The sequence below is a fragment of the Actinoplanes derwentensis genome, from assembly GCF_900104725.1.
GTDB classification, from domain to species: Bacteria; Actinomycetota; Actinomycetes; order Mycobacteriales; family Micromonosporaceae; genus Actinoplanes; species Actinoplanes derwentensis.
In genome coordinates this window covers 2292423-2317690 of the sequence record NZ_LT629758.1, presented here as the reverse complement: position 1 = coordinate 2317690, position 25268 = coordinate 2292423, and the positions used below count along the sequence as shown (strand labels likewise).

The window sequence follows — 25268 nt, the reverse complement described above, 5'->3', positions numbered from 1 at the left end:
GAAAGGACGGCTTCGCCGACCGACACGAATCGGCCTTGTCGGCAAGCAGCTGTCCCCACGGATCCGGGACCTAGGGAAGATCACCCTGTACCGGACCGGGCCCCGCGCGGATTTCCTGGACCGGTAGGGTTTCTTAACGGATGCGCGACCAGGGATCAAAAAGTTGATCAATGTCCGCGGGATGGTCTTGGGGTGACCGCGGCGGAATGATTTCGGTCTGTGTCGCGCCTTCCGGAGAACTTCGCTGACCTGGTCGAGCACTGGAGGCTGCTGCCTGGGGAAATCGACCTGTTGGCGGGTAAGCACGACGGCCCGACGAAGCTCGCGTTCGTGCTGCTGTTGAAGTTCTACGGCCGGTACGGCCGGTTCCCGCGTGGACGAAGCGAGTTGCGCGATGAGGTGGTCGACTTCGTTGCGGCGCAGGTGACGGTGCCTGCGGCCGACCTGGGTCGGTATGCCTGGGACGGGCCGACGATCAAGCGGCACCGGTCGGAGATCCGTCGGCACTTCGGGTTCCGCACGTTCACGGTCGCGGACTACGAGAAGCTGACCGACTGGCTGGCCGCCGACTATGCGCAGCGGGTCCGCCGCCCTGAGTTGGTCCGGGAGCATTTCCTGGCCGAGTGTCGGACCCGGCAGTTGGAGCCGCCGACGCCAGGCCAGATCGACCGTCTGCACCAGCGCGCTGGCCCGCGGCGGGGAGACGGTCGCGGATCTTGTCGCCGGACGGCTCGATCCCGCGGTGCTGGCGCTGGTGCAGCCCATTGCCCCGGAGTTCGCTGAGGCCGGTGCCGGAGGGATCGAGGACGCCGTGGCTGCCTCGGACGTGGTGGGGTCTGAGGATGCGGAGGAGGAGGTGGATCCGGACCTGTTGCGCTGGATCAAGGCCTCGGCCGGGGACGTCAGCCTGAAGACGATGCAGAACGAGATCGCCAAGCTTAAGGCGGTCCGCGCGTTCGCCCTGCCGGATGGCCTGTTCGCCGACGTTGCGGTGAAGGTGGTCGCGGAGTGGAGGCACATGGCGTTCATCGAGTCGCCCAGCCATGTACGGCGCCGCTCGGATGAAGTGCAAGCGGCGATGCTCGCGGCGCTGTTGGTGTCCCGGCAGCAGGAGATCACCGATCAGCTGGTGCTGTTGCTGATCTCGATGGTGAACCGGATCGGGTTGCGTGCGGAGAAGAAGGTGTTCCGGCAGCTGGCCGCGGAATTCACTCGGGTCAACGGCAAGGAGAACCTGCTGATGAGGGTCGCCGACGCGGCGCTGCGGCGCCCGGACGAGACCGTGCGGCAGGTGGTGTTCCCGCTGGTGGGCTCGGACAACCTGCGTAACCTGGCCGCGGAGTTCCGGGCCGGGCGCACGGTGGTCCAGACGAAGATGCAGGCCAGCTACCGGGAGTCCTACACCCGGCACTACCGGATCGGCCTGATCGAGCTCCTCGACGTACTCGAGTTTCGCTGCGAGAACTCTCACCAGCCGGTGCTGGACGGGGTCAAGTTGGTCCGACGCTACGCCGGCGATGCGCAGTTCACGTACTACCCGGAGGGTGAGGTCGTGCCCCGGCACAAGGGCCTGGCCGGCGACCGGGAGACCCTCGTTTACCGCACTGCGCAGGGCGGCTCGAAGCGGATTGTCCGGGCGATCTACGAACTGCGCACCCTGGAAGCGCTGTGTGACCAACTGCGCTGCAAGGGCATCTGGGTGGCCGGCGCCGCGGAGTTCCGCAACCCGGAGCAGGACCTGCAGCCCGACTTCGTCGAGCGGCGCCGCGAGCACTACGCCGCCCTGGCCAAACCGCTGGATCCGACCGAGTTCGTCGCGCAGGTCCGCGCCGAGCACGAGGCCGAACTGGCCGCACTGCACGAGGCGCTACCCGGACGAGCGCGGCCTCAACCCGCTGTTCTGGTCCAACATCGCACCGTACGGCGAGGTGAAAATCGACCTCGGTCGACGCATCACCTTGACCGCCGACGCCCGCCGGGCCGCGCCGGCCGGTGACGACGCCGACCCCGTTCATTGACCCGTGAGGAAGAACCCGACGATGCCGAAGGCCCTGCCCGTGACCCGCACCGAGGATCTCCACCACCGGGCCGGCGCCACGTTGGCCGACACGCTCGAGCAGGCCGCCGCCGCGGTGGCCGCCGGCGACTTCACCCGGGCCGCGACCGCCGCGCAGCAGCTGGCCCAGTACGCCGAGCACGCGCAGAACGCCGTGGCCCGCGATGCCCTCGCCGTGGGGACGGACTGGTGGCAGCTTGGCGAGCAGTTCGGCCTGCACCCGTAGGCCGCCTACGAGCAGCACCGCGGCGCCGCCGAAAGTCTGCGCCCGCCCGCGCTGCAACGGCCGCGGCTGACAGCCTCACCCAGGACCCGACCGTGGCCCGCCTCCGCGCGGCGGCCGGACTGCTCGACGAGGACGTCTGGATCGCGGTCCGGCTGCCCGGCGACTACGAAGGCGCCGACGAACTCGGCTGGCTCCGCGAGGCCCTGCAGCTTCTCGCCGGCGACGACCAAGGCGAGGAAGCCGACCTCGAACCGCTATGACCCGTGCGAACCTGCGCGGTGGAGCGCTGAGGTATCGCCCGGGTCCGTCAGCGACACCAGGGCGTCGAGCGGCGTGGACGGGACCGCGACCCGGGCTCCGGTTCCAGAAGGCGAGTAATCAGGCTGCTGCCCGGAGGTGCCGCTGAACGGTGCGGAGATGCGTAGACCCAGGACGCCGAGGGTCATCACCGGGATGCGGGATCACCTCGACGCCACCGATACGCAGCATTGACCGGCCCGGGAATCGTCGGGTAGCCGGAGCGCATCGCTGCGCTCCGGCCCCTCAGCACCGTGCGTGCCGCTCGTCGCGGCACACGGCTCAAGCACACCTTGTGGGCATCGAGTCGCGTCGGACGGCCCGTATCCGCGCCGCTCAACCGCCGGATGCCCGGCGGCGGGATCAGTAGCGTTCGACCCGGAAGACCGCCACATTCGGCGCAGCGGCGGCGAACCCGTCCGGCGTGGCGTCCGGCACCACGCCAGTCTTGACGAACATCGGGACGCCGTGCGGCACCTCCTTGGGGAAGGCGCGCAGCACCGGCACGCGGTCCGCCTCGGGAAGTTCGACGAGGCGGACCCGCTCCTGAGCTTTGCCGCGGGACAACACCGCCTCGCCGGCCACCCGGACGTTCTTGACCCAATCACCTTTCGCGTAGCCGCCGATGATGTAGCGCTCGCCGTCAACGGTCAGCGGCGACACCGGAGTGGTACGAGGTTCGCCCGACTTACGTCCTCGGACGGTGAGCAGGTGCATCGTTCCGATGGGCAGGCCACGTCGCTGCAACCAGACGATCACTTTGTTGGCGACCTTGAGGGACTTGGGGGGAATGGACATCACGCCTCCTGTTGTGGTGATGGGGGCGCCGTCCATGGCAGGTCCCCCTCCTCGATCGCCGTCGTCACCTGGTGGAGCCAGGCGATCTCGGTGTGCCTGAGTAGTTGCGTGTACTCGGTTTCCAGCAACGGCAGCCGGGGCACGCCCGCCTGCCGCGCATCAAGAAGAACGGCGTCGGTCTCCTCGGCGAGGGCGGTCAGGGAGCGCCGCCGCTCGTGCAGCAGGTGCAGCGCGGCTTCCTTCTCCAGATGGAGGATGTGCGCCAGACCTGCCGTGAACGCCGGGAACTCCTCGGCAACCGCCCCGACGTGCTTGCCGACGATGGCGGTGAGCTTCTCCTCACCCAGCGGGGTGACTGTGTAGACGGTGCGTTCCGGCCGGGCTCCGGAGCGGCTGCGCCCGACCGGCTCGATGAGGCTGGCTCTGGCCAGCCGGTCGATGGCGTCGTACAGCGAGCCGCCGCGCAGCTTGACCACCGCGCCGACATTGCGCTCGCGGAGTAGGTGCTGCATCTCGTAGGGATGCCGGGGGCCCTCCCGGAGGAGGGCCAGCACAGCCATGGTCAGCGGATTGTCCAGAGCGCGCACTGCGCCTCCGTATCAACAAGTAGCCGAAATCGAATAACCGGATTCGACTATAACGAAGGCGCAACGAGGCCATTGTCCCGAGGAGACAAAGGCCGCAGGCTTCGCGTGCCCGGTCGAGTGGCGCAAACCAGGACATCCCGAGGACATCGCCGCTGGCTACGTCGAGAACCTGTAGTCGATGGCGTGACCACTCGCCCTAGATCAACTTCTTGATCCCTGGTCGCGCATCTGTTAAGAAGCCCTCCGGTACCCGCGCGCCGGGGCGCTGCTGACCCGGCGGCTGAACCTGGACTTGATCACGAACATGTGGGACGACCTGCTGCGCGTCGCGGCGAGCGTGCATGGCGGGGGTCGGGGACTAACGTTCGGGAAAGTCACGCTAAGGATGATCTTGAGGCAGGATGTCTTGGCTTAGCCCTGCATCAGCTATCAGCTTGGGTGCGTTGCTGGGATCGAGTCGCGAAGGTCTGCGATCAGGTGGGTCACCAAGGGGCGCAGTGCGGCTGATCTTGCGCGGCGCCAGGTGGAGATGCTGGGCATGACCGTGTCTGGGATGGTTGCGGCTCGGATGCACCACATTCCGGCCAGTCCCACGACGAAACGTGAAGCCGCGGGCGGCAGGGTCTGGAGAAGGCGGTACGCGCGATCCGTCGCCGCTTGCTGGCCGAGGGCATGTCCGGTGCCGACGATGTCCGCCGCCATCTGTGCGAGATCGATCCACGGGGCGCCGGCGGAGGCGTACGCCCAGTCGAGCAGCACCGCCGATCCGGCCTTCGTGTCGACTGTCGTGTTGTCGAGGCGGAGGTCTCGGTGGACCAGCGCATCTCCGGCGGTCCAGGCCTTCCAGCCGGCCACCACCTCGGCCGCCTGCCCCGCGTGAGCGGTCTCCCAGGCGTCGCCGGTACCGATTTCGAGCAGACGTGTCCAGCCGTCGAAGTCGAAGATGCGTTCGGCGACCGGCGGCAGAGCGTCCGGTGCGTGATGTCCGTTCGCCGTTCGGCAGGCGCGAGCGACAGCTGAGATCGATGCGTCGGTCCATGACGTTTCGGTGGTGCCGGGGGCCCAGGTGATCGCCAGGGCGATCCATGGTCCGTGTTCGACGGTGGCGAGGCGTCGAGGTGCCGGCGCTGAAGTGGGTAGCGCGTCCAGGATCGCGGATTCCTGGAGGATCATCCGGTGGTTGTGCGCCCGGACCTCGGCGGACACGGCCTTGACGAAGATTTGTCGTCCGTCGGCCAGCCGCAAGGCCGCGGCCGGGCCTGGTGACATGCCGCCGTGTAGATCGGTATGACCGACGATCGGGGTGCCGAGCGCTTCAGCGACGGCTGTCCGTACCGGTTCTGGCGTGTCGGCCCACGCGGCCCGAGGGGTGAACGTCACGCCGCATCGTATGCCGGGCGCGCACGCCCTCTGCCGAGCCGGTGCGAACGGCGCTCGAGAACAACAGAACGTATACGGTGATCTTGGAGTCGTCGGTCTGGTCGCGAGAGTGAGCACGCCCGGCGGAAGGCCGCACCAGAGGCGGTCGGCACCCGAGCAAGGATGATGGTGGGATGTCTCGCGAACAGAAGATCGTTTACGGCAAGCTGGTGCGTGATCGTATTCCGGAGATCATCTCTGCCGATGGCCGGACTCCGAGGGTCCGGGTGCTGGAGGCTCAGGAACTGCTTCCCGCGTTGATCGCGAAACTGCACGAGGAGGCGGAGGAGGTCGCATCCGCCGAACCGGGCGAGCGACTGGGTGAACTCGCCGACATCCGCGAAGTGGTTGCCGCCCTGACGGTCGCGCTCGGTTTCACCGAGGCCGAAGTGGATGAGGCGGCTGCTGCCAAGCGCGCCCAGCGCGGTGGGTTCACACGGCGCCTCTGGCTCGATGAGGTCCTCGTTCCCTGACTCGCAGAAATGAAGACGTGCACCTGCTTGTCTGCTGCCAGTCGTGCCACTTGCGCGATGGCGTGATGGATCGCTGCGGGATCCAGCGCGTTCAGCGGCGTCAGGTCTTCGTCGTAGATCGAGCGTCTACGTGAGACCTCAGAGCAAGATCATTCTCAGCGCTAATCGCTGTACCGCTCTTCCTAAATCCCGCCGTCCGTTCCCGGCTGGGCGCGGTGATCTTGCGTTACGGCAGTAGCGTCGCGTCCATGCGCCTGCCGCCGTTGCCCTCGCCGCCGAAGCCGCTTACTCCGGAGCAGATGGCCCGGCGCGTGGTGGGAGACCGGCCGGCGGAGGTGACGTCGCCGATCACCGTCAGCCCGTACGACCCGGAGTGGCCCGCGATGTACGCCCGCGAGGAAGCCCGTATCCGATCCGCTCTCGGCGCTCGCGTCCTTGCTGTCGACCATGTCGGGTCGACGGCCGTGCCGGGCCTTGCGGCGAAGGACCGCATCGACATCGACCTGATCGTCGCGGACCCGGCGGCCGAGGATGCGTATGTGCCGGCGCTGGCCTCGACCGGCTACACCCTGCGCACCCGGGAGCCGCACTGGTACGAGCACCGGTGCCTCTGGAACGCTGATCACAGCGTGAACCTGCATGTCTTCGGCCCCGACTGCGACGAGTACCTCCGCCACGTGATCTTCCGCGACTGGCTACGAACCCACCCAGAAGACCGGGACCGTTACACAACCCGCAAGTTCGAGGCCGCCGCCGAACATCCCTTGTCGATGGCACACTACGTCGCCGGTAAGGGGCAGATCGTCGTCGAGATCCTGCAGCGAGCCGGTCTCCGCTGACAGGCGTATCGGTCTCACCTTTGGCCGCATCGCGGTCCGCCGGCTGACGCCAGTCACCCCGCTGACCGGTGAGGGGGCCAGCGGAGGTGGCCAAGGTGGACCAGACCGACCATCGCTTCCGACTACGTCGCCGACATCCCTCGGGAAGGACATGATGAAGCTGCTGCTCACCGACTCCGGTATCAGGAACGCGAGCGTCCAGGACGCGCTGGTCGACCTGCTGGGTAAACCGGTCGCCGAGGCCAACGCCCTCTGCATCCCCACCGCGGGGTACGGGGGCCCGTACGGGGATCCGGGCGGGCCCTGGCGTTTCACCAGCGGACAATCCCCCAGTCCGATGACCGGCCTGGGGTGGAAATCGGTGGGCACGCTGGAACTCACGGCCCTGCCCAGCATCGACAAAGAGCGCTGGGTCTCCTGGGTCCGGGAAGCGGACGTCCTGCTGGTCAACGGCGGCGACACCCTGTACCTGTGCCACTGGATGCGCGAGTCCGGGCTGGCGGACCTCCTGCCGTCGCTGACCGACACGGTCTACGTGGGACTCAGCGCCGGAAGCCTGGCGCTGACCCCTCGCATCGGGGAGGACTTCGTCGGCTGGAAGCCGCCCACCGGCGGCGACAACGCACTCGGCGTGGTCGACTTCTCGATCTTCCCGCACCTGGATCACCCGGATTGCCCGGAGAACACCACGGCCGCAGCAGAACGGTGGGCGGCCGGAATCTCGGGACCGGCGTACGCGATCGACGAGCAGACCGCCATCAAGGTGGCCGACGGCTCCATCGAAGTGGTCTCCGAGGGCCACTGGAAGTTGTTCAACTCGTAGCGGGCAGCAGGAACGCTTACGCGGTGACCTCCAGCCACCGCACCGTCGCCAACAGGGTCGCGGTCTTGCGATGCTGCTTCAACGCCGCCAGCTTCGGCGCCTTCGCCTCGAACCCCGCCCGGGCCAGCTCGATCACCCGCCGCACCCATGTGCAGCCCCGCGATCTCCGCCACCCGCTCCAGCGAGCGCACCATGCCCCGCCCGGTCGGATTCTTCGGCCCACGCCGCCACAACTCCAACTACGACCGGTGCTTGCCCTCCGGCACTTTCAGGATCTTCCGCAGCTCATCGGCCTGCTCCGCAGTGATCGCGTCGGCCAGGGCCACGTACAGCCGGAGCTCGGCCGCCTTGCGGGCACCGGCCACCTCGTCACCCCGGGCAGCGACACCCGCTCCGCGCGCAACCGGGCCACCGCCGAGTAGAACAACGCCTTCGGCCCGTCTCCGGTCGCCCACCCCAGCAGCGAATCCCTCACCGCCGCATACGGGCGGTAGCCGTACACCTCGCAGATCTCCGGTCGAGGGGATCATCCAGGAACCGGCCCAGATGACGAACCGTCACCAACTGGAGACTGAAACCCAACCGGTTGTGGTCACCACGCTTGACCACGACGAGGCCCCGTTCCGCATCGTCCAGGAAGAAGAACCGCTCAAGGACCGCCTGCTCCGGCGGGCCGGTGAACCGGCCATAGACCGCCTCTTCGGCGGGAGTAAGAAAACTTCTCACACCACATCGATAACCGTCGCCATCGACGATTATCGCTTGATTTTGATTGAAGTCGGCAGATCTCAGCCCGGCTCACCAACGCCAAGATCATCCTTAGCGTGACTTTCCCGAACGTCAGTCCTTGTGCCGCGATTGCATCGGATGCGAACTGGCGACACTTCGCATGTCGCGCTCCCGACCGATAGGCGACGCCCTGAACAGGGGATACGCGGGTAGCGGCGATCCTGGAGCGACTGTATCGGGTCCCCGATCCGTCGATTTCTGCAGAGCTGAGCCGCGAGAAATTGGATAGTCCGATCCGCATGTCGTCGCTACGGTCGCTTGGTGGCATACCAGCACCCCCTCGCCTACACACTGGGGCTGGAGGGCGTGGCGTTGCTGCGTGCCTTCGCCGGCGACTACGACCGGGACTTCATCGAAGCGCGTATCAGCGAGGTCCGGCGCCTTCTGGACAGCCCGTCGCTGAACGGTGAAGGAGTCACCGCAGCGCAGGTCGACACCGTCAACGGCTACAAGGTGTGGTCCGCAACCTACGATCAACCAGGTAACGGGCTGTTCGACATCGAAGAACCCATCGTGCACGAAATCCTCGGCTCCCTGCCACCGGGCGTCGCCTTGGACGCGGCTTGCGGCACCGGCAGATACACCGAGTACCTCGGCAAACAAGGCCACCGGGTCATCGGCGTCGACAGCTCCCCGGAAATGCTGGCTCACGCTCGTACGCGCGTTCCGAACGCCGAGCTGCGGCAGGGCAACTTGCACGAGCTTCCCATACCCGACGACCACGTCGATGTCGTCGTGTGCGCGTTGGCGCTGACTCACCTTTCCGATGTCGGCCCGGCGATCACCGAGTTCGCCCGGGTCCTGCGTCCTGGCGGCCATCTGGTGATCACGGATGTGCACCACGAGCTCGTGGCATTGGGGTCGGTGCCGCGAGTACGTTCTGCCGAAGGCGATCCCGGGCTGCTGCCTGCGTTCCGCCATCGGGCCAGTGACTATCTGCGTGTCGCCTTGCCATTGGGCCTGCAGCCACGGCGTTGCGAGGAGCCTCGGATGTCCGGCGACACCAGCGAGGACATGCCCGGGGAGATTGCGACAGGACCGTGGGACGCCTGGCCCTGGTCGCTGCTGGGCATCGTCCCGGCGGCAGCCGGCGCCGCCTGGGAGGGAACACCGAGCCAGATCATCTGGCACTTCCAACTGGCGCCGAGCACAACCACAGCGGCAGCCCCTGCTTCCACTGCAAGCTGAGCCGGTCCCGACGTGGCCTCATCGGAGACGGGCCTGGAACCGGATTCGAAGGAGAACCTGTGACAGTCAAATAGGCGATCTCACCAGTACCGACACCCAGGTCGGGCACGCTACCGCCGCGCTGGTGGTCGGGAAGCTGTGCTCCTCTAAACGGCAGCACCATCGCGATCAAGGAATATGGCGTCTTGCGTCGTACGGTCTACGCCAGGGGGCCTGCGTGACACGCTGGGCCGGTACGCAGGGGTCGTGGGATAGAGTGAGATCAGGTGCGCCGGGAAGTCTGGTCGGCAATTGGTTGGCCCGACCCCTGAAAGCGAGCACCGTCGTGAGTGACAGCCCCCGTAGTTCTCTGTTCCGGCGTGGTTCCTGGCCGGAGGCGCGCCGCATCGGGGAGATCCTGCGGCAGGAGACCATCGGCGGGGCGCTGCTGCTGGTTGCGGCGGTGATGGCGCTGGTGTGGGCAAACTCGCCGTGGGCGCCGGCGTACGAGGCTCTTCGCGACTTCAAGATTGGCCCGGCGGCCTGGCACCTCAATCTGAGCCTGGCGACGTGGGCCGCGGACGGCCTGCTGGCGATCTTCTTCTTCGTCGCGGGTTTGGAGCTCAAACGGGAGTTCGTCGCCGGGGATCTGCGTGACCCGCGGCGGGCCGCGGTCCCCGTGGCCGCCGCCGTGGGCGGCGTGATCGTTCCGGCGCTGATCTACGTTGCGTTCAACCTCGGTACGGGTGACGGCGCGCTGCGAGGCTGGGCGATCCCGACCGCGACCGACATCGCGTTCGCCCTTGCGGTGCTGGCCGTGGTGGGGCGGCATCTGCCGGCGGGGCTACGGACGTTCCTGCTCACCCTTGCGGTGGTCGACGATCTGCTGGCCATCGCCATCATCGCCGTGTTCTACACCGCCCAACTGTCGGTGCTGCCATTGCTGGCGATGCTGATACCGCTGGCGGTGTTCGGCGTGCTGGTGCAGCGGCGAGTCCGGTCGTGGTGGCTGCTGCTGCCGCTGGCCGCCGCGACGTGGGTACTGATGCACGAGTCGGGGGTGCACGCCACTGTCGCCGGAGTGCTTCTGGCGTTCACCGTGCCGGTCGTACGCAGCGACGCCGCGGGGGGCCCGGACGCCGGACCCGGCCTGGCGGAGCATTTCGAGCACCGGTTCCGGCCGCTGTCGTCCGGGTTCGCCGTTCCGGTGTTCGCGCTGCTGTCGGCCGGCGTGACCATCGGCGGGCTCAGCGGTCTCGGCGCGTCGCTGAGCGACTCGGTCGCGCTCGGCATCATGGCCGGGCTGGTGATCGGTAAGACCATCGGTATCACCGCAGCGACGTGGCTGGTTGCACGGTTCACCCGCGCCAACCTCGACGAAGGGCTCAGCTGGACCGACGTGATCGGTCTGGCCATGCTCGGCGGGCTCGGCTTCACCGTCTCGCTACTCATCGGGGAACTGGCGTTCGGCTCCGGCAGCGAACGCGACGACCACGTCAAGGTCGCCGTCCTGGCCGGATCGCTGGCCGCCGCACTGCTGGCCACGGTCGTGCTGCGAATCCGTAACCGGGTGTACCGGCGTATCCACGACATCGAGAACGTTGACGCGGACCACGATGGCATCCCCGACGTGTACGAGGCTGACCACGAGATCGGACGGTAGCCGCCCTCGTGCCGACCTCACCAACAGCTCGGACAACGCACGCCGGCGGAGTGTCTGAGGTCTATCACGGGCAGGACTTCGGCCTGCTGCGGTGATCGCAGCGCGGGGGCTTCCCGCCCCGTGCGGGGTGGGCGTACGGTGAGCGACAGGTGTGCCGGGAAGTCTGGTCGGCGGTCATTGATCCACGCCCCGACCCGGAAGGCCTCCTGTGATGACCGATCCCGCGCTGCGCGCTGTCGACCTGACGAAACGCTACGGCCGCCTGACCGCCCTCGACACCCTGAACCTGGACGTCGTCGCGGGCGAGGTGTTCGGGTTCCTCGGCCCCAACGGCGCCGGCAAGTCCACCACCATCCGCCTGCTGCTCGGCCTCGCCCGCCCGAGCGCCGGCCGCGCCGAGGTGTTCGGCGTCGACGCCGCCGACGTGGGCCACGCCCACCGGCACCTGGCCTACGTGCCGGCAGATGTGGCGTTGTGGCCGCAACTGACCGGCGCGGAGATCCTGCACCTGCAAGCCCGCACCGGCCCGGGCACCGACACGGCCTACCGCGATGAGCTCATCGAACGGTTCGCCCTCGACGCGTCGAAACCGGCCCGCACCTACTCCACCGGCAACCGGCAGAAGGTCGCCTTGATCGCCGCGTTCGCCACCCGGGCTCCGCTGCTGGTGCTCGACGAGCCGGCCAGCGGCCTGGACCCGCTGATGGAACACGAGTTCCGCACTGCGGTGCGTCACGCCCGCGACCGCGGGCAGACCGTCTTCCTGAGCTCGCACCAGCTCGCCGAGGTCGAAGCTGTCTGCGACCGGGTCGCCATCCTGCGCGCCGGCCGGCTCGCCGACGTCTCCACGATCAGCGACCTGCGCGGTCTGCACCGGGCTGAAGTGACGATCACCTACACCGGCAGCGCACCCGATCTGGGCGTGATCCCGGGCGTCGAGGCGATCGAGCCGGCCGGAGAACGACGCCTGCGGTTCACGCTGACCGGGGAACCCGCTCCCGCGCTGCGGGCCCTGGCCGCCGCCGAGGTCACCGCTCTGAGCATGCGCGAGCCCAGCCTGGAGGAGATCTTCCTCGGTTACTACGGGACGGAGACGGCCCGATGAGCATCGGCATCCGACCCGCCCCGGCCGGCCCTGTGACGATGTCGCATCCCGCGCCGGGCCGGGCTGTCACGTGGCTGGCCGTGCGCCAGATCCGGCGCGGCGCCCTCATCGTTGCCGGGCTTGCCGCCGGGATGACCGCGCTGGTCGCCGCCACCTACGCGCAGGTGATGGCTGACCCGGCGGCGGCCGGCGGTCTGCAGGCGCTGGCCGGGAACCCGGCGATTCGGACGCTGTTCGGCGCCCCGATCGGCCTCGACACCGCCGGCGGGTTCGCGGTGTGGCGCGTCGGTACGGTCATCGCGGTCCTGCTCGGCGCCTGGGCGATTCTGGCGACCACCCGGATCACCCGCGGAGAGGAGGACGCCGGCCGCTGGGACCTGCTGCTGTCCAGCCGTCTCCCGGCCACAGCTGTCCTGCTGCGCCACCTGGTCCCCGCCACCGCGGCCGCCATCACGGCTGTTCTGCTGCTGTCGGGCACCGAACCGGCAGGCGCGGTCCTGTACGGCGCAGGCACTGGTCTGCTCGGGGCGTTCTTTGTCGCGGTGGCCGCGCTGGCAGCGCAGGTCTTTCCCGCCCGCTCGGCGGCGACCGGGACGGCTGTGGCGGTGCTGGGCGTCGGCCTACTGGCCCGCATGATCGGTGACGGGGCCACCGCCCTCGGCTGGCTGCACTGGCTGTCGCCGTTCGGGCTGCTGTCGCTGAGTGGACCGTACGTTCACAACCGTGTCCTACCGCTGCTGGTGCTGGCCGCCGCGACCGCGCTCGTCACGGTGCTGACCCTTGCCGCAGCCCGCCGTCGCGACGTTCGCGACGGTCTGACCCCGGCGGCGGGAGGACGGCGTCCGCGGACCCTGCTGCTGGCGGGCATGGCACCGTTCGCAGTACGCCGGGTGCTGCGGCCGCTGACCGGCTGGATGGTCGGCATCGGCGCCTACTACCTGCTGATCGGGCTGACCGCGGTGTCGGTCACCGACTTCCTGCGCGACAACCCTGCGATGGCTGGCGAGGCGTCGCAGGCCGGCTTCGAAGGGCTGGGCAGCATCGCAGGCTTCGCCGCGACGCTGTTCGCGATCCTCGCCATGCCGGTCGGTGGCTTCGTCACCGCCCGGATGACCGCCTTCGTCGCGGCCGAGTCCGACCGGCGGCTGATCCTGCTCGCCAGTCAGCCGATCACCCGGATCCGGCTGATCGGCGCCGAGATCACCGTCACCGCCGCGGCCGCGGTGGTCCTGGTCACCGGCGCCGGCCTGGCGACGTGGCTGGGTGTCACCGCCATCGGTGGTGAGCTGGCCCTGTTCGACGCGCTGCGCGGCACGTGGAACGTGCTGCCGATCGTAGCGCTCAGCCTCGGCGCGGCGGTGTTCGCGGCCGGCTGGGCCCCGCGCTGGACCGGGCCCCTCGGCGGCGTTCCCGCCGTCGGTGGGTTCCTGCTGCTGGTCATCGCCGAGAGCGTCGCGGCACCGGACTGGATACGCGACATCTCCCCGTTCGCTCACCTGGCACCCGTACCACTCGCTCCGGCGAGCATGACCGCCTCATCCGTCGTGCTCGCCATAGCCACGCTCCTGACCGTGCTAGGCGTCGCCGCCTACCGCCGCCGCGATCTGCTTTCCTAGCGGCTGCGTCAGATCCGCAGATCCCAGCAGTAAAAGGCGAGCGCGTAGAGACGTGCAGCGGCACACGTCACCGGCCGGCTGCGGCGACCTGCTCCAAGGCGTCGACGGCGACGGTGACGCCGTCGTCGACGCGGATGCGTCCACCGAGCCGTTCTGCCGTCTCGGCCATGCCCGCATCATCGGCGGCCTGCCTGACCGCGACGGCGAGAGAACGCACCTCCAGGCTCTTGAGGCTGACCGGTGCGGGCGCGACGCCGAGGTGCTGCATCCGCCGTCCCCAGAACGGTTGATCGCCGACGAACGGGCAGATCACCTGCGGGCGGCCGGCGCGGGCGGCGGCCGCGGTGGTCCCGGCGCCACCGTGATGCACGATCACCGCGCAACGCGCGAACACCGCCTCATGATCGACCTCCCCGGAAACGAAGGCGTGCCGGTCGGAGGTGAACGGTTGCAGGCCGCCCCAGCCGCCGGCCACGATGCCGGGCAGTCCAGCACGATCGAGCGCATCCAGCACGATGCGAGTCGTCTCGGCCGGGAACCGGCCGGCCATACTGCCGAACCCGACGAACACCGGCGGCATCGGCCCGTCCAGCAACGTCCGCGCGTGGTCGCTGAGGCCGTCTCCAGCGGCGGGGGCGGTGGGCTCGGCGAACCAATAGCCGGTGACCTGGGCAGTGTCCGGCCAGTCGGCCGGGCGTGGCAGAACCGCCGGGCTGATCGCGTGCAGCACCGGTGCGGGACCACCGTCCGGGCGGCGGGTGGGATCGTGCCGGCCGCGCCGGCGGGGCAGGCCCAGCTTCTCCCGCCACCGGTCGACGGTGCGGCCGAACATCAGTGCAGGCGCCCGCATCCCGGCGTAAGTCGCCCGGTTCAACGCTCGTGGCAGCCGGTCCGGGAAGTCCTGCCCCGGCCACGGGAACTCGTGGGTCGGCACATACATCGGCAACGGCAGCGCCAAGACCGCCGGTACGCCGAGCTTCTCGGCCACATGCTGCCCGGCAATCACCTGTCCGTTGTGCACGATCACGTCCGCGCCGTCCGACGCGGCCTGCCAGCAGTCGGCGAGCACCTGACTGAACATCTCCGGAAGGCGTCGCATCAACGCCGCCTTCGCCCGGAGACCGCCTTCGGCCACATCGCCGACCGCAGAGCCGGCGTCTAGCACGCGAAGCGGGCCGTCGTCGAGAGCGAAGAACGGTACCGCGTGCGCGGCGGCCAGCTCGGCAAACCGCTGCGGCGCGGCGATCACCGCCTGATGGCCACGACGGTGCAGTTCCCGGGTCAGCGGCAGGAACGGCTGCACGTCGCCACGAGTGCCAAGGGTCAGAACGAGAACCCGCATGATGAACCTCCTGCTGGACGCGCGTGTATAGACACGCCGACCAGGCTTCCCGGCTCACCAGGGGTGAGCTTACGTCCACCAGGGCGCTGGAGGCGACCCTGCGACCCCACCAAGCTGACCCTGGGTTTTCGCAGAAACGGGGTCCCATTCTGAGAACCCGCCCGCTGTCCGGCCCCGATTCGCGATTTCGGGCCGGTTCTGTTCTCACGACGCGTTCTCGCGCAAGCGTGTCGCGTCGATGTTCTGAGAAATGCGCGAATCCGACTCGCGTGACGCCGCCGCGGTCGAGCGGCGCCCCTGTCCACGCTGTCTGGCGCAGCCCGGCTCGCCGTGCCGGTCGCGCTCCGGCGTGGTCGCCACCTCTTACCACACCGGCCGGTTCACCAAGGTCGGCCGGCTCAGCACGGCATCCCCCCGCGACAAAATCTTCGCCGAGAAGATCTCCACCCGGATGCGGGTCCGCCCGCAGTTCGAGGCAGCCCTTGCGCCGGCCCGCGAGATCAAGGCCCACGCCCCGCACTGCCGGGTCATCCTCACCGTCAACGAGATGAAACGCCTCGGCCACGACGCCGCCGAACTCACCGCCCTCGCCGACCACCTCGTCGCGCACGGTCTGGTCCTGGAGATGCTCGCCGGGCCACTGCCGGGCGTCTACGACCCAACCGGGCCGGGCCGGCGCGGTTCTTGCCGCTGGTGCCCAGCGCGGTGAGTTGTTCGGTCTGGACGATCACGTCTTGTTCGTCTGTCGATTTCCAAGTCGAGTGCACAGGTTTCTGGAATCCTCTGCACTACTCGCTGCCGCGACTTTCGTCGGTGAGTAGTGCAGAGGCTGGGCAGGGGTGCGTACAGGTGGGCGGTGGTTTGGGGTGAGGCCGCGCAGGGGGACGGTCGTGATTGGCCGGTTGTCGATCAGGTATGGGCTGGTGGGGGGTTTCCCGGTGCTGGCTGTGGTAGCGTGCCGGACCGATTTGCGGGAGCCGCTGTGAACGGCCCGCTGGTGCTGCGACCTCTGCTGCCGGTGTGCCGGCGGCTGAGGACCGGGATCCGGCTGGTGCTGCTGGTGGTGGTGCTGGTCCTGCCCGGCATCGCCGCGACCGGGTTGTACGCCTATACCCGTGACCAGCAGATCGCGTTCAGCGCCGCCGAGGTCGACGGTGTCGCCGCGCTGCGCCCGATCCTGCTCGCCCTGGCCGATACCGCTGCCGACGGCACTCCGGACCTGACCGCGGTCGCACAGGTCGCCACGGCGTACCCGGATCTGGACTTGACCGATCAGGTCGCCGCGCTGCCCGACCTCGGTGACGGCAGCCCCGTCCGCCGGTACGAGCTGGCTGAGTCCCTTGCCGCGATGATCACTCAGTTGGGCAACACGTCGAACCTGATCCTGGATCCCGATCTTGACTCGTTCTACGTCATGGACGCTCAGATCGTGCAGTTGCCTCGCATCCTGACCGCCGCTGTTCAAGCCACTGTTCCGGCGACCGGCGATGCGCGGCAGGACTTCGCCGACCGGGCTGTGCTCGCCGGTAACCTGTCCGCCGCTGCGGACGGCCTCACCAGCGACCTCGACACCGCCGGGCAGAACACTCAGCAAGCCGACCTGTCCAGTCGGCTGCGACCGGTCACCGCCGTGGTCGACGCCGCCAAGGCCCTCTCCATGGTGCTGTCGGCAGGACTGAACACCGGCACCACTGGTGGCACGGATGATGCCGTTGAAGCGGTCGCGGCGGCTGGGCGCCGCGCGTCCGGCCCGTTGCACGACACTCTGGCCGAGCTGCTCGACACCCGTATCGGTGGTTTCGAGTACGAACGTACGCTCGCGCTGGCCGGTACCGCTGCCGGGTTCCTGCTGGCCGGTTGGCTCGCTGCCGCCATCGTCTGGAACACCACCCACGATGTGCGACTCACTCTGACCGCGGTCACCGCGATCACCGACGGTGACCTCGCTCCGCAACCTCTGCCCGACAGTCGCGACGAGATCGGCGACATCGGCCGGGCCCTGGATGTCGCCCGGGACCGGCTGCACGAACAGGACGCTGATCTGCGGGCCGGTCAGGCCGCCCGCGATCAGCAATTGCGCACCGGGTTCCTGCATCAGAAACAGAGCGAGGCCCAGTTCCGGCGTCGCGCCCAGACCGTCATCAACGAATCCACCGACGTCATCGCCGCGGAACTGCGTCAGATCACCGACCAGGTCGGCCAGATCCGTGTCGCTGCCGACGTCATCGACACGAGTATCACCACCACCGACACCGCCACCACCGCTGTCGTTGTGCAGGCCCGTCACGCCGAAGCCATGATCGGTTCGCTGGAGGAGAGTCTGCGCCGGGTCGCCGCCACCGCTGACCTGGTTACCGGGATCGCCGCCCAGACCCGGCTGCTGGCTCTCAATGCCACCATCGAGGCCGCCCGGGCCGGGACCCTCGGTGACGGCTTCACGGTCGTCGCCGACGAGGTCAAGCAGTTGGCTGACAACACCAGCCGCTCGACCGAGCAGATCCTCGCCACCATCGCCGATCTGGAACGCGACACTGCTGCGATGGCCGCCACCATCACCACCGTGATCGACGGCATCAGCGGCGTCGGTCATGCCACCGGCTCGTTGCGTACCGTCGCTGCCGATCAGGACACCCTCGTCGACCAGCTCTCGGCGAAGATGCGCGACGCGCTCACCCGCGTCGAAGAGATGTCCGACCTGGCCGCCCGTCTGGAACGTCGCCAACACGACCGGGTTGCCGCGATCAGTACAGCCACCCTCGCCGCCGCCGGTCGGACACCCGTCCCGGTCGCCCTCATCAACATCAGTTCTGGGGGTATGCGGTGTACGCCACCAGCTGGGCTGCCCCTCAACGAGGGGGACACCGTGACCGCCACCGTCGAACACGACGGCCGGCACATCACCACCCATGCCACCGTCGTCAACACCAGCAGCGGCGATCGTCCCGAGGCGGGTCTGCAGTTCCTGATTCCCGACGAAGACGCCGCCCAGCAGATGGCAGTCTTCGTCCAGCGTCTGCTGGACGACACCCATACCTGACACCCACGCCGGAGCACTTTCCGTCACTGCCGGTGGGGCTGGGTGTGGCGTTCGGACGAGGCCCGCACGGTCGCGGTGTCCTGGCACGGCTGTGGGTACCACTGGACCGTCCCGCGAGCGGTGGCGACGATGAGGACGACGAGGTGACCGATCTGCTGGCGGTGGTGAGGAGCGCTGACCGGACGGGTCAGAGGTTTTTGGTGAGATGGATGCTGTGGGGGTCGGGGCGGTAGTCGGCGAACGGTGGGCAGGTGACGAACCCGAAGCGGGTGTAGAGGGTGCGGGCCGGGGCGAAGAACGGGTCGGTGCCGGTTTCGAGGTAGAGGTCGGTGTAGCCGCGGTGGCGGGCTTCGGCGATCAGGTGGGTCAGTAGGGCTGAGGCGACGCCGCGGCGCTGGGCGGTTCGGGCGGTGCGCATGGATTTGATCTCGGCGGTGGTGGGGGTGAGTTGTTTCAGGGCGCCGCAGCCGAGGAGGTGGTCGCCGTCGTGCAGGGTCCAGAGGGTGATGCCGGTGCGGCGCAGGCCGTCGAGGTCGAGGGCGTGTTTGCTCTCGGGTGGGCTGATGCCGCGCATTTCGTCGACGTGTTCCTGGAGCAGGGCGGCGATGGCGGGTCCGGTCAGGTCGTCGACGGTGATGGTGTGTTGTGGCGCGGTCATGGGCCTATTGGTATCAGGCACTGGTTGCATACAAAGACAGTGAGGGCGCTGCCCTCACTGTCTTCATACGTCGCCGGTCACGCGGTGGTGGCGGGCTCCGGGGTTGCGATGGGCTGCCCGGTGCGGGTGGCCAGCTGGTTGAGCAGTCCTGCGAAGGTCAGTCCGAGGGCGGTCCAGAGGATGGTCTGGGTGCCGAGTGACGAGATCCGGAAGTTCCACAGCAGCGTCGCCGGGAAGTCGTCGGGGACCTCGTTGAAGGTGGGCAGCATCAGATAGGCGATGGTGACCACGATCAGGAACGCAATGGTGCCGGCGGTAGCACGGCGCCATTGGTGGGTCTGGGTGCGGGCGGCGAGGACGGCGGCCCAGACGGCTACCAGGCCGAGGATGAGGACGGCGAGGTAGGCGATGGTGCGCTGGTCGATGGTGTCGGGGTCGCCGACGGCGGGTGGGTTGGGCGGGTATTTCAGGTAGGGCACGAGAACGATGCCGGTGAGGGCGGCTGCGGCGAGGCCGAGAGCGGCCTGGGTGTCGCTGCCGGTGCGCAGCCGGCGCCGCAGGACGGTGTAGGCGGTGGCGAGGATGCCGCCGAGGGCCGCGCCGTAGAGGGCGGTGGCCAGGAGCAGGCCGACGGTGCTCTGGACGTCGCGTTCGACGAGGGCTTCTTCGTCGGCCTCACCGGGGGCGAGTGCCGGGGCGTTGGCTTCTTCGATGGCGATGGCGGCGTTGATGTGGGGTTCGCCGGCGACGTAGGCGAAGGTCCCGGCGAACAGTCCCGCGATCAGGCCGGCGAGTAGGCCGCGGAGCAGGAGCTGGATGTAGGTGGGGACGGGGGTGGTCAATGGCACGGGACACCGAGCAGGTGGCGGCCGTCGTGCATGAGTTCGTGCAGGTACATACCGCTTTGGGAGATGCCGCCCTGGTCGAAGGCGACGAGGTAGGCCAGGAGCAGCATGATGCCGGTGAATCCCGCGGCGGTGGCGAGGAGCCGGGTGGAGACCGTGGGTACGGCGAGGGGTTGTGCCTTGGGCATGGAGTGGTTCCTCCTTCGGGATGACGCGTCCCGATCGATGGGGCCTGCGGCGCGTGAGCGTCCTGACTCGCCTGCCCGTGACGGGGTTCGGCTTACAGTGGCGCGACCGCACCGGAGTCTCACCGGTTTTCCTCACTCGCCGCAGAATTGGCTGGCTTCAACTTAACGGCCGGGGTGGTGGCGGCACAACTGGTGGCCGGTAGCATCCACGCCGGTCGTCGGGGGTGTACCGGGGGTGGGTTTCGTGCGGTTGCCGGTTGCGGTGGTGGTGGGTTTCGTCGCGGGTGTGGTGGTGCCTGTGGTGGGGCCGGCGAGTGCGGCGCAGTGTCTGGGTGCGGGGGTGACGTCGCCGGGTGTTCCGGCGGAGTTGAAGGCGTATGCGCCGGCCCGGTTGGCGGGTCTGGCCACGGGTGCCGGTGTCCGGGTGGCGGTGATCGATTCCGGGGTGGCGCGGAACCCGCAGTTGACCGGCCGGGTGCTGGGTGGACGGGATTTTCTGCATGGTGCGGCGGATGCGCGGCAGGACTGTCCGGGGCACGGGACGGCGGTGGCGGGGATCATCGCGGGGCTGCCGGAGGCTGATTCCGGGGTGCAGGGTTTGGCGCCGGGGGCGACGATCGTGCCGGCGCGGGTCAGTGAGGATTCGGATCTGGACGATGCGGGGCAGGGGTCGTCGAGTGCGGCTGCTTTTGCGCAGGCGATCCGGTGGTCGGTGACCACGGCCAGGGCGAAGGTGATCAACATTTCGCTGGTGATGCCGGGTCAGGATGCGGGTGTGCGGGCGGCGGTCGCGGAGGCGGTCGCTGCGGACGTGGTGGTGGTGGCCGCTGCCGGTAACGGTGGTGTCGATGGTGGGGTGGCGTACCCGGCGGGTTATCCGGGGGTGATCGGTGTGGGTGCGGTGGCCGCTGACGGGTCGCTGGCTCAGTTCTCGCAGCCGGGTGAGCATGTGGATGTGGCGGCGTTCGGTGACGCGGTGACGGTGTTGTCGCCGGTGTCGGGTCATCGGGTGGTGCAGGGGACGAGTTTCGCGGCGCCGTTCGTGGCGGCGACGGCGGCGTTGTTGCGGGAGCGGTTTCCCCGTGACAGTGCGGCGGAGATCACGGACCGGTTGTTGCGGTCGGTGGATCCGGCTCCGGGTGGGGCGCGCAGTGCCGGGTACGGGTTCGGGCTGCTGAATCCGTATCGGGCGCTGACGGAGGAGGCGGGTCCGAAGGTGGCGGCGGTGGTGGCGGTGTCGCCGGTGCCGTTGGCGCGCCGGGGTGGTCCGGAGTGGGATCGGGCGGGTTTGTTCGCTGCCGGTGGTGCGGGTCTGGCGTTGTTGGCGGGTGTGGTGGCGGCGGTGGTCGGCCGGGGGCGGCGGCGTGGGTGGCACCCCGCTACTTCTGGGGAGTCCACGACTCATGATCGAATGCCGGGATGATGTGGGAGGTTGTCACCGAGGCGTTGGGCCGGTTGTATCCGCGGGAGCAGCCGTGGCATGTGTCGTATGTGGCCGGTGAGCATGTGCTGGAGGCCGGTTCGGTGTATCCGGCGGACGGGCATTGGCATTATGTGACGTACGGGCTGGGCCGGCGTTGGGGTGTGGAGTTGACGTTCCGGCTGGTGCGCGGGGCGGAGACGGATCCGCCGCAGTGGCCGTTCGTGACGCTGGAGCACATGGCGGGTTATGCGAACAGTCTGGCGGAGCCGCTGGAGGAGGGTCAGTGGGTGGATCTGGTGGGGCCGATCACGGGTTTCCCGTTCTCCGGTGGCCCGGATACCGGGTTGACGGTGCTGATTCTGACGGCGGATCCGGAGTTGGGTGATCGTTTTCTGCAGTTGGTCGGGGTGACCGAGGCGGAGGCGAACGGGGAGTCGGAGATCGCTGACGACCGGTTGATGGTGACTGATCCGGGCCGGGCCCGGCCGGTTCAGGAGTAGCCGATCGCGGGTGGCGTCACCCGGCCGGGTGCCTGGTTCACCTGGCCGGGATGTGTCGGGGTTTCTAGGCTGGGTCCATGTCTACTGAGATCAGTGATCTGCTCGGCAAGGCGGTTCCGGTGGTGACCGCGCTGGTGGCGCGGGTGCGTGACGAGCAGTTGCCGGCGGTGACGCCGTGTGCCGAGTTCACGGTGCGGGACCTGTTGTCGCATCTGTTCCAGGTGGTCCGCAACTTTCAGCTGGTGGCCGACCGTAAGGAGGTCGACTGGGGTGTGACCCCGGACAGCCTGGTGGGGGACTGGCGGGCGGACTTCGCGTCCGAGGCCCACCAGATGATCATTGCGTGGGCGGATCCGGCGGTCCTGGACGGGGTGTCGCCGGGGATGGGCCTGCCGCATCGCACTCTCGGGCTGATGATGGTGGTGGACTTGGTGGTGCACGGCTGGGACCTGTCCCGGGCCATCGGGCAGCCCTACCCTGTCGACGTGTCGCTGCTGCCGGCGGTGGCCGAGTTCCTGGACACGATGGGTGACATGGGCCGCAAGATGGGCGCGTTCGGCCCGGCGGTCCCGGTGCCGGCGGACGCCGACCGGCTCGCCCGGTTGATCGCGGGCACCGGCCGGGACCCGGCGTGGCAGCCGGCCTGACTTATCGCGACGGCAGTTCGAGATGTTCGCGCAGGGTGTTGCCGGTGTAGGCGGTGCGGTGGACGCCGCGGTCCTGCAACGCCGGCACCGGTTTGTCGACGACGTCCTCGATGGTGCCGGGCAGTAGCTGCGGCACGATGTTGAAATCGTCGACCGTGCCGGACCGCAGGTAGTGGGCCCATTCGGCGGCGACCTGCCCGGCCGTGCCGACGAACACGTTGCGCCGGGGCTGGACGTCCACGACGAGGTCCCGGATCGACAGCCCGCGGTCGCGCCATTGGGCGCTGCGCTCGAGTTTGCCGGTGCGGTGTTCGATGGACAGCGTGCCCCGGGACGGGTCGAGTTCGCCGTCGGCGGGTTCGATGTCGGGCAGCGGGCCGTCCGGGTCGTACCCGGACAGGTCCTTGCCCCAGTGCTGTTCCAGGAACGCGATCGCCCGGGGTCCGGTGATCTGCTCCCGCACGATCCAGTGGGCCTTGTCCCGGTCGTGGGCAGGTCCGCGCCGGTGACAGCGTGCAGGAGCACCCCCGTCCACCACTCCCGCCAGTCGGCCGGTGACGCCGGGGGGTGTCCGCGCCGCCTCCGCCCGGCGCCCGCGCGACGGCCGGTACCGGCCGCCCACCTCGCGGGGTGGCCACGGGGCTTTACGGAGGCGTACCAGAAATGGGGTTTCGGTGTCGGTGAGACAAACCGCAAGATCAACGGCGGTTTTGGGTACGGGGAAGGTGGTGCGTTTCGGGCGCGGTGTGCTGCTTCAGGGGGTGATCCGGGCCAGGGCGCCGGACTCCAGGGCCGCCCACAGTGCCCCGTCCGGGCCTGCCGTGATGCCGTGCGGTTCCGACCCCGGGGCCGGTAGGTCCTGGCCGGTGATCACGCCGTCGGTGGTGATCGAACCGATCCGGTTGCCGGCCCACTCGGTGAACCACAGCCGCCCGTCGGGGCCGGCGGTGACGGCGTGCGGGCGGGCGCCGCGGTCCGGCAGGGGGAACTCGGTGATCTGCCCGTGCGGGGTGATCCGGCCGATCTGCCCGGCGAGGAACTCGGTGAACCACAGGGCCCCGTCCGGGCCGGCCGTGATGCCGACCGGGCCGGCCTGTGCGGTCGGTAGTGCGAACACGCTGACCGTCCGGTCGGCGCCGATCCGGCCGATCGCGTTCGCCTGATTCAGGGTGAACCACAGTGAGCCGTCCGCGGCCGCCGCGATCGCCGACGGGTACATGCCCGCCCGGGGCAGGGCGACCTCGCTGAGGTGGCCCGCCGTGGTGATCCGCCCGATCCGGTCGGTCGCGGTCGCGGTGAACCACAACGCCCCGTCGGCGCCGGCCGCGATCCCGAACGGCGCGCGGCCCGGCACGGCGAACCCGGTGACCGCGCCGCTGGTGGTGATCCGCCCGATCCGGTGGCCCTGGAACTCGGTGAACCACAGAGCCCCGTCCGGGCCAGCGGTGATCACGGTCGGTCCGCCACCGGGATCCAGTGGGAAGAACGCGGGCTGCCCGCCGGGGACCAGCCGTCCGATGCGCCCGCTGTGCACGAGCGTGAACCACAGCGCGCCGTCGAGGCCGGTCGTGATCGCGTACGGACCGCCGTCGCCCACCGGATACTCGCTGATCGGCATAGTCCAATTATTGTTGATAGATACTCTTCGATCTTTATTCAGGGGTTACCGAAAGCATCCGGGCCGCCGCCTACCGTGACGTCATGCTCAACGAAGCGCTCGCCCGCGAACTGACCGACCTGACCGACGAGGACCTCCGCCTGCAACCCGGCGCCCTCGGTGACGACCCCGCCGCCCAGTTGGCACACCGGCGGGTGACCGTCCGCAACGCCGATCGCCTCACCGTGATCCTCGACGAACACGGCTGGCCCACCCCCGCCCTCGTCGGTCCCGAAGGTGCCCGCCGAGCCTGGCTGATCGCCCAGCACGCCGACCGCCAGCTGGACGTCCAGCGCCGCGCCCTGGCCCTGATGACCGCGGCCGGCGCCGACCCCACGCAGGTGGCGATGCTGCACGACCGGGTCCGGGTCAACGAGGGGCACCCGCAGACGTACGGCACCCAGATCGCCGGCGTCGCCGACGGCGCTCCCGCCCCGTGGCCGTGCGACGATCCGGCCGGCATGGAGCAGCGGCGCGCCGCGGTGGGCCTGGCCCCGTATGCCGAATACGTCGCCCGGCACGCACCGCCGGCACTCTAGGGGTTCGTGCTCCATGGCCGCTCTTAGAATAAATTTATGTTCGTCTATGAATGTGGCAACATCCACGAACTAACGTCGCAGGGCAGTTGGACCACTTTCGGCCATTTCGGCTTTTTCGGCTAAGGAGAGTCTATTGTCCTCCCCACGCATCGCCCAGATCACCTGGCCACTGTTCCGTGTGGTCGTCGGCCTGCTGTTCGCCTGCCACGGACTGGCCAGCCTGTTCGGCCTCTTCGGCGGCAGTCGCGGCACCGGCGAGCCGATCCCGGTCGGCACCTGGCCCGGCTGGTACGCGGCGGTCATCCAGCTGGCCTGCGGCATCCTCGTGCTGCTCGGGCTGCTCACCCGCCCGGCCGCGATCCTGGCCTCCGGCTCGATGGCCTACGCCTACTTCATCGTGCACCAGCCCGACGGCCTGCTGCCGATCGAGAACGGCGGCGTCAATGCCGCCCTCTACGCCTGGACGTTCCTGGTGATCGCCGCGTTCGGCGCCGGCCACTACTCCCTGGACGCCCTGATCGGCAAACGCCGCGAACCAGCCGCAGTCACGGTCTGACCGTGAAGGTCAAGCCCG

General features: G+C 69.0%; 28 protein-coding genes, 2 pseudogenes and 1 riboswitch. Of the genes and pseudogenes, 19 read left to right on the top strand and 11 right to left on the bottom strand.

Annotation, left to right across the window (positions count from 1 at the left end; genetic code table 11):
• Positions 1-219: 219 nt before the first annotated feature.
• The 4 genes and pseudogenes from BLU81_RS10765 to BLU81_RS50460 all read left to right on the top strand — a co-directional run bounded on the left by BLU81_RS10765 (position 220) and on the right by BLU81_RS50460 (position 2542).
• Positions 220-783 carry a DUF4158 domain-containing protein gene (locus tag BLU81_RS10765; protein WP_092543933.1) on the top strand — a complete coding sequence of 188 codons (564 nt, stop codon included), beginning with the start codon at positions 220-222 and terminating at the stop codon, positions 781-783.
• Between the two features lie 58 nt (positions 784-841).
• Positions 842-1876, top strand: a pseudogene (locus tag BLU81_RS10760) (Tn3 family transposase); the annotation flags it as partial.
• Between the two features lie 145 nt (positions 1877-2021).
• Positions 2022-2282 (top strand): hypothetical protein, encoded by a 261-nt coding sequence (locus BLU81_RS50465; RefSeq protein WP_157751458.1) that lies wholly within the window; start codon positions 2022-2024, stop codon positions 2280-2282.
• Between the two features lie 92 nt (positions 2283-2374).
• Entirely contained in the window at positions 2375-2542 is a 168-nt protein-coding gene (locus BLU81_RS50460; RefSeq protein ID WP_157751457.1) for a hypothetical protein, read from the top strand.
• A gap of 400 nt (positions 2543-2942) precedes the next feature.
• Here the strand turns inward: BLU81_RS50460 and BLU81_RS10750 are convergent, their stop codons facing one another.
• Together BLU81_RS10750 and BLU81_RS10745 are read right to left on the bottom strand one after the other, a co-directional pair.
• On the bottom strand, positions 2943-3413 hold the full coding sequence (locus BLU81_RS10750) for a nitroreductase/quinone reductase family protein (protein ID WP_231954395.1): 471 nt from the start codon (positions 3411-3413) through the stop codon (positions 2943-2945).
• Positions 3377-3964 carry a PadR family transcriptional regulator gene (locus tag BLU81_RS10745; RefSeq protein ID WP_092543927.1) on the bottom strand — a complete coding sequence of 196 codons (588 nt, stop codon included), beginning with the start codon at positions 3962-3964 and terminating at the stop codon, positions 3377-3379. Before BLU81_RS10745 ends, BLU81_RS10750 begins: the two co-directional genes overlap by 37 nt.
• 244 nt (positions 3965-4208) lie before the next feature.
• Here BLU81_RS10745 and BLU81_RS52025 point away from each other — a divergent pair.
• Positions 4209-4313, top strand: a pseudogene (locus BLU81_RS52025) (Tn3 family transposase); the annotation flags it as partial.
• A gap of 80 nt (positions 4314-4393) precedes the next feature.
• Here BLU81_RS52025 and BLU81_RS10740 read toward each other — a convergent pair.
• Complete coding sequence (locus BLU81_RS10740; protein WP_092543925.1) at positions 4394-5344, bottom strand: phosphotransferase family protein; 951 nt, start codon at positions 5342-5344, stop codon at positions 4394-4396.
• A 173-nt stretch (positions 5345-5517) separates the two neighbouring features.
• Here BLU81_RS10740 and BLU81_RS10735 point away from each other — a divergent pair, with 173 nt between their 5' ends.
• From BLU81_RS10735 to BLU81_RS10725, 3 genes are all read left to right on the top strand, one after another.
• Positions 5518-5856: a nucleoside triphosphate pyrophosphohydrolase gene (locus BLU81_RS10735; RefSeq protein ID WP_092543923.1), complete on the top strand. Its 339-nt coding sequence runs from the start codon at positions 5518-5520 to the stop codon at positions 5854-5856.
• A gap of 248 nt (positions 5857-6104) precedes the next feature.
• Positions 6105-6695, top strand: coding sequence for a GrpB family protein (locus tag BLU81_RS10730; RefSeq protein ID WP_197686181.1), 591 nt, complete (start codon positions 6105-6107; stop codon positions 6693-6695).
• A gap of 154 nt (positions 6696-6849) precedes the next feature.
• Entirely contained in the window at positions 6850-7518 is a 669-nt protein-coding gene (locus tag BLU81_RS10725; RefSeq protein WP_092556889.1) for a Type 1 glutamine amidotransferase-like domain-containing protein, read from the top strand.
• 239 nt (positions 7519-7757) lie between these two features.
• On the opposite strand, the gene BLU81_RS50455 is transcribed toward BLU81_RS10725, so the two are convergent.
• Both BLU81_RS50455 and BLU81_RS47830 read right to left on the bottom strand, forming a co-directional pair.
• Entirely contained in the window at positions 7758-7973 is a 216-nt protein-coding gene (locus BLU81_RS50455) for a hypothetical protein (protein WP_231954392.1), read from the bottom strand.
• 16 nt (positions 7974-7989) lie between these two features.
• A complete protein-coding gene (locus BLU81_RS47830; RefSeq protein ID WP_157751456.1) occupies positions 7990-8244 on the bottom strand; it encodes a DUF4158 domain-containing protein in 255 nt (84 codons plus the stop codon).
• Positions 8245-8568: 324 nt separating this feature from the next.
• Here BLU81_RS47830 and BLU81_RS10710 point away from each other — a divergent pair, with 324 nt between their 5' ends.
• The 4 genes from BLU81_RS10710 to BLU81_RS10695 all read left to right on the top strand — a co-directional run bounded on the left by BLU81_RS10710 (position 8569) and on the right by BLU81_RS10695 (position 13858).
• Complete coding sequence (locus BLU81_RS10710) at positions 8569-9495, top strand: class I SAM-dependent methyltransferase (protein ID WP_092543919.1); 927 nt, start codon at positions 8569-8571, stop codon at positions 9493-9495.
• A 325-nt stretch (positions 9496-9820) separates the two neighbouring features.
• Complete coding sequence (nhaA, locus tag BLU81_RS10705) at positions 9821-11137, top strand: Na+/H+ antiporter NhaA (RefSeq protein WP_092543917.1); 1317 nt, start codon at positions 9821-9823, stop codon at positions 11135-11137.
• Positions 11138-11348: 211 nt separating this feature from the next.
• Entirely contained in the window at positions 11349-12242 is an 894-nt protein-coding gene (locus tag BLU81_RS10700; RefSeq protein WP_092543915.1) for an ABC transporter ATP-binding protein, read from the top strand.
• Positions 12239-13858, top strand: coding sequence for a hypothetical protein (locus tag BLU81_RS10695; RefSeq protein ID WP_092543913.1), 1620 nt, complete (start codon positions 12239-12241; stop codon positions 13856-13858). Before BLU81_RS10700 ends, BLU81_RS10695 begins: the two co-directional genes overlap by 4 nt.
• 67 nt (positions 13859-13925) lie before the next feature.
• Here BLU81_RS10695 and BLU81_RS10690 read toward each other — a convergent pair whose 3' ends face one another.
• Positions 13926-15200, bottom strand: a complete 1275-nt coding sequence (locus BLU81_RS10690) for a glycosyltransferase (protein ID WP_092543911.1) — start codon at positions 15198-15200, stop codon at positions 13926-13928.
• A 250-nt stretch (positions 15201-15450) separates the two neighbouring features.
• On the opposite strand from BLU81_RS10690, the gene BLU81_RS10685 reads away from it, so the two are divergent.
• Together BLU81_RS10685 and BLU81_RS10680 are read left to right on the top strand one after the other, a co-directional pair.
• On the top strand, positions 15451-15909 hold the full coding sequence (locus BLU81_RS10685; protein WP_231954390.1) for a zinc finger domain-containing protein: 459 nt from the start codon (positions 15451-15453) through the stop codon (positions 15907-15909).
• A 273-nt stretch (positions 15910-16182) separates the two neighbouring features.
• Entirely contained in the window at positions 16183-18237 is a 2055-nt protein-coding gene (locus tag BLU81_RS10680) for a methyl-accepting chemotaxis protein (protein ID WP_092543909.1), read from the top strand.
• 187 nt (positions 18238-18424) lie between these two features.
• Here BLU81_RS10680 and BLU81_RS10675 read toward each other — a convergent pair whose 3' ends face one another.
• From BLU81_RS10675 to BLU81_RS10665, 3 genes are all read right to left on the bottom strand, one after another.
• A complete protein-coding gene (locus BLU81_RS10675) occupies positions 18425-18895 on the bottom strand; it encodes a GNAT family N-acetyltransferase (protein WP_092543907.1) in 471 nt (156 codons plus the stop codon).
• Positions 18896-18972: 77 nt separating this feature from the next.
• A complete protein-coding gene (locus BLU81_RS10670) occupies positions 18973-19743 on the bottom strand; it encodes a CbtA family protein (RefSeq protein WP_092543905.1) in 771 nt (256 codons plus the stop codon).
• A complete protein-coding gene (locus BLU81_RS10665; protein WP_092543903.1) occupies positions 19734-19928 on the bottom strand; it encodes a CbtB domain-containing protein in 195 nt (64 codons plus the stop codon). Before BLU81_RS10665 ends, BLU81_RS10670 begins: the two co-directional genes overlap by 10 nt.
• Positions 19929-19963: 35 nt before the next feature.
• A riboswitch (cobalamin riboswitch) is annotated at positions 19964-20083 on the bottom strand.
• An 89-nt stretch (positions 20084-20172) separates the two neighbouring features.
• On the opposite strand from BLU81_RS10665, the gene BLU81_RS51485 reads away from it, so the two are divergent.
• The 3 genes from BLU81_RS51485 (at position 20173) to BLU81_RS10650 (ending at position 22498) form a co-directional block, all read left to right on the top strand.
• Positions 20173-21351 (top strand): S8 family serine peptidase, encoded by a 1179-nt coding sequence (locus tag BLU81_RS51485; RefSeq protein WP_269461029.1) that lies wholly within the window; start codon positions 20173-20175, stop codon positions 21349-21351.
• Complete coding sequence (locus BLU81_RS10655; RefSeq protein WP_092543898.1) at positions 21348-21851, top strand: suppressor of fused domain protein; 504 nt, start codon at positions 21348-21350, stop codon at positions 21849-21851. The genes BLU81_RS51485 and BLU81_RS10655 overlap by 4 nt, the downstream gene beginning before the upstream one ends.
• A 77-nt stretch (positions 21852-21928) precedes the next feature.
• On the top strand, positions 21929-22498 hold the full coding sequence (locus tag BLU81_RS10650; RefSeq protein ID WP_092543896.1) for a TIGR03086 family metal-binding protein: 570 nt from the start codon (positions 21929-21931) through the stop codon (positions 22496-22498).
• A 1-nt stretch (position 22499) separates the two neighbouring features.
• Here the strand turns inward: BLU81_RS10650 and BLU81_RS10645 are convergent, their stop codons facing one another.
• Positions 22500-22961, bottom strand: coding sequence for an LLM class oxidoreductase (locus BLU81_RS10645; protein WP_197686180.1), 462 nt, complete (start codon positions 22959-22961; stop codon positions 22500-22502).
• Positions 22962-23252: 291 nt separating this feature from the next.
• Positions 23253-24116, bottom strand: coding sequence for a Vgb family protein (locus BLU81_RS10640; RefSeq protein WP_092543894.1), 864 nt, complete (start codon positions 24114-24116; stop codon positions 23253-23255).
• Positions 24117-24199: 83 nt separating this feature from the next.
• On the opposite strand from BLU81_RS10640, the gene BLU81_RS10635 reads away from it, so the two are divergent.
• Positions 24200-24694 (top strand): DUF6624 domain-containing protein, encoded by a 495-nt coding sequence (locus BLU81_RS10635; RefSeq protein ID WP_092543892.1) that lies wholly within the window; start codon positions 24200-24202, stop codon positions 24692-24694.
• Positions 24695-24827: 133 nt separating this feature from the next.
• The gene (locus BLU81_RS10630) at positions 24828-25250 is read left to right on the top strand and encodes a DoxX family protein (RefSeq protein WP_092543890.1); all 423 of its coding nucleotides are present in this window, start codon (positions 24828-24830) and stop codon (positions 25248-25250) included.
• Positions 25251-25268 lie beyond the last annotated feature (18 nt).

Bases quoted from the DNA above. Each gene is read 5' to 3' on its own strand.
- BLU81_RS10650 (WP_092543896.1), top strand. From the start codon at position 21,929: ATGTCTACTGAGATCAGTGATCTGCTCGGCAAGGCGGTTCCGGTGGTG.
- BLU81_RS10635 (WP_092543892.1), top strand. From the start codon at position 24,200: ATGCTCAACGAAGCGCTCGCCCGCGAACTGACCGACCTGACCGACGAG.
- BLU81_RS10690 (WP_092543911.1), bottom strand. From the start codon at position 15,200: ATGCGGGTTCTCGTTCTGACCCTTGGCACTCGTGGCGACGTGCAGCCG.
- BLU81_RS10675 (WP_092543907.1), bottom strand. From the start codon at position 18,895: ATGACCGCGCCACAACACACCATCACCGTCGACGACCTGACCGGACCC.
- BLU81_RS10685 (WP_231954390.1), top strand. From the start codon at position 15,451: ATGCGCGAATCCGACTCGCGTGACGCCGCCGCGGTCGAGCGGCGCCCC.
- BLU81_RS10735 (WP_092543923.1), top strand. From the start codon at position 5,518: ATGTCTCGCGAACAGAAGATCGTTTACGGCAAGCTGGTGCGTGATCGT.
- BLU81_RS10725 (WP_092556889.1), top strand. From the start codon at position 6,850: ATGAAGCTGCTGCTCACCGACTCCGGTATCAGGAACGCGAGCGTCCAG.
- BLU81_RS10750 (WP_231954395.1), bottom strand. From the start codon at position 3,413: ATGGACGGCGCCCCCATCACCACAACAGGAGGCGTGATGTCCATTCCC.
- BLU81_RS10730 (WP_197686181.1), top strand. From the start codon at position 6,105: ATGCGCCTGCCGCCGTTGCCCTCGCCGCCGAAGCCGCTTACTCCGGAG.
- BLU81_RS10695 (WP_092543913.1), top strand. From the start codon at position 12,239: ATGAGCATCGGCATCCGACCCGCCCCGGCCGGCCCTGTGACGATGTCG.
- BLU81_RS10640 (WP_092543894.1), bottom strand. From the start codon at position 24,116: ATGCCGATCAGCGAGTATCCGGTGGGCGACGGCGGTCCGTACGCGATC.
- BLU81_RS10700 (WP_092543915.1), top strand. From the start codon at position 11,349: ATGACCGATCCCGCGCTGCGCGCTGTCGACCTGACGAAACGCTACGGC.
- BLU81_RS10655 (WP_092543898.1), top strand. From the start codon at position 21,348: ATGATGTGGGAGGTTGTCACCGAGGCGTTGGGCCGGTTGTATCCGCGG.
- BLU81_RS10665 (WP_092543903.1), bottom strand. From the start codon at position 19,928: ATGCCCAAGGCACAACCCCTCGCCGTACCCACGGTCTCCACCCGGCTC.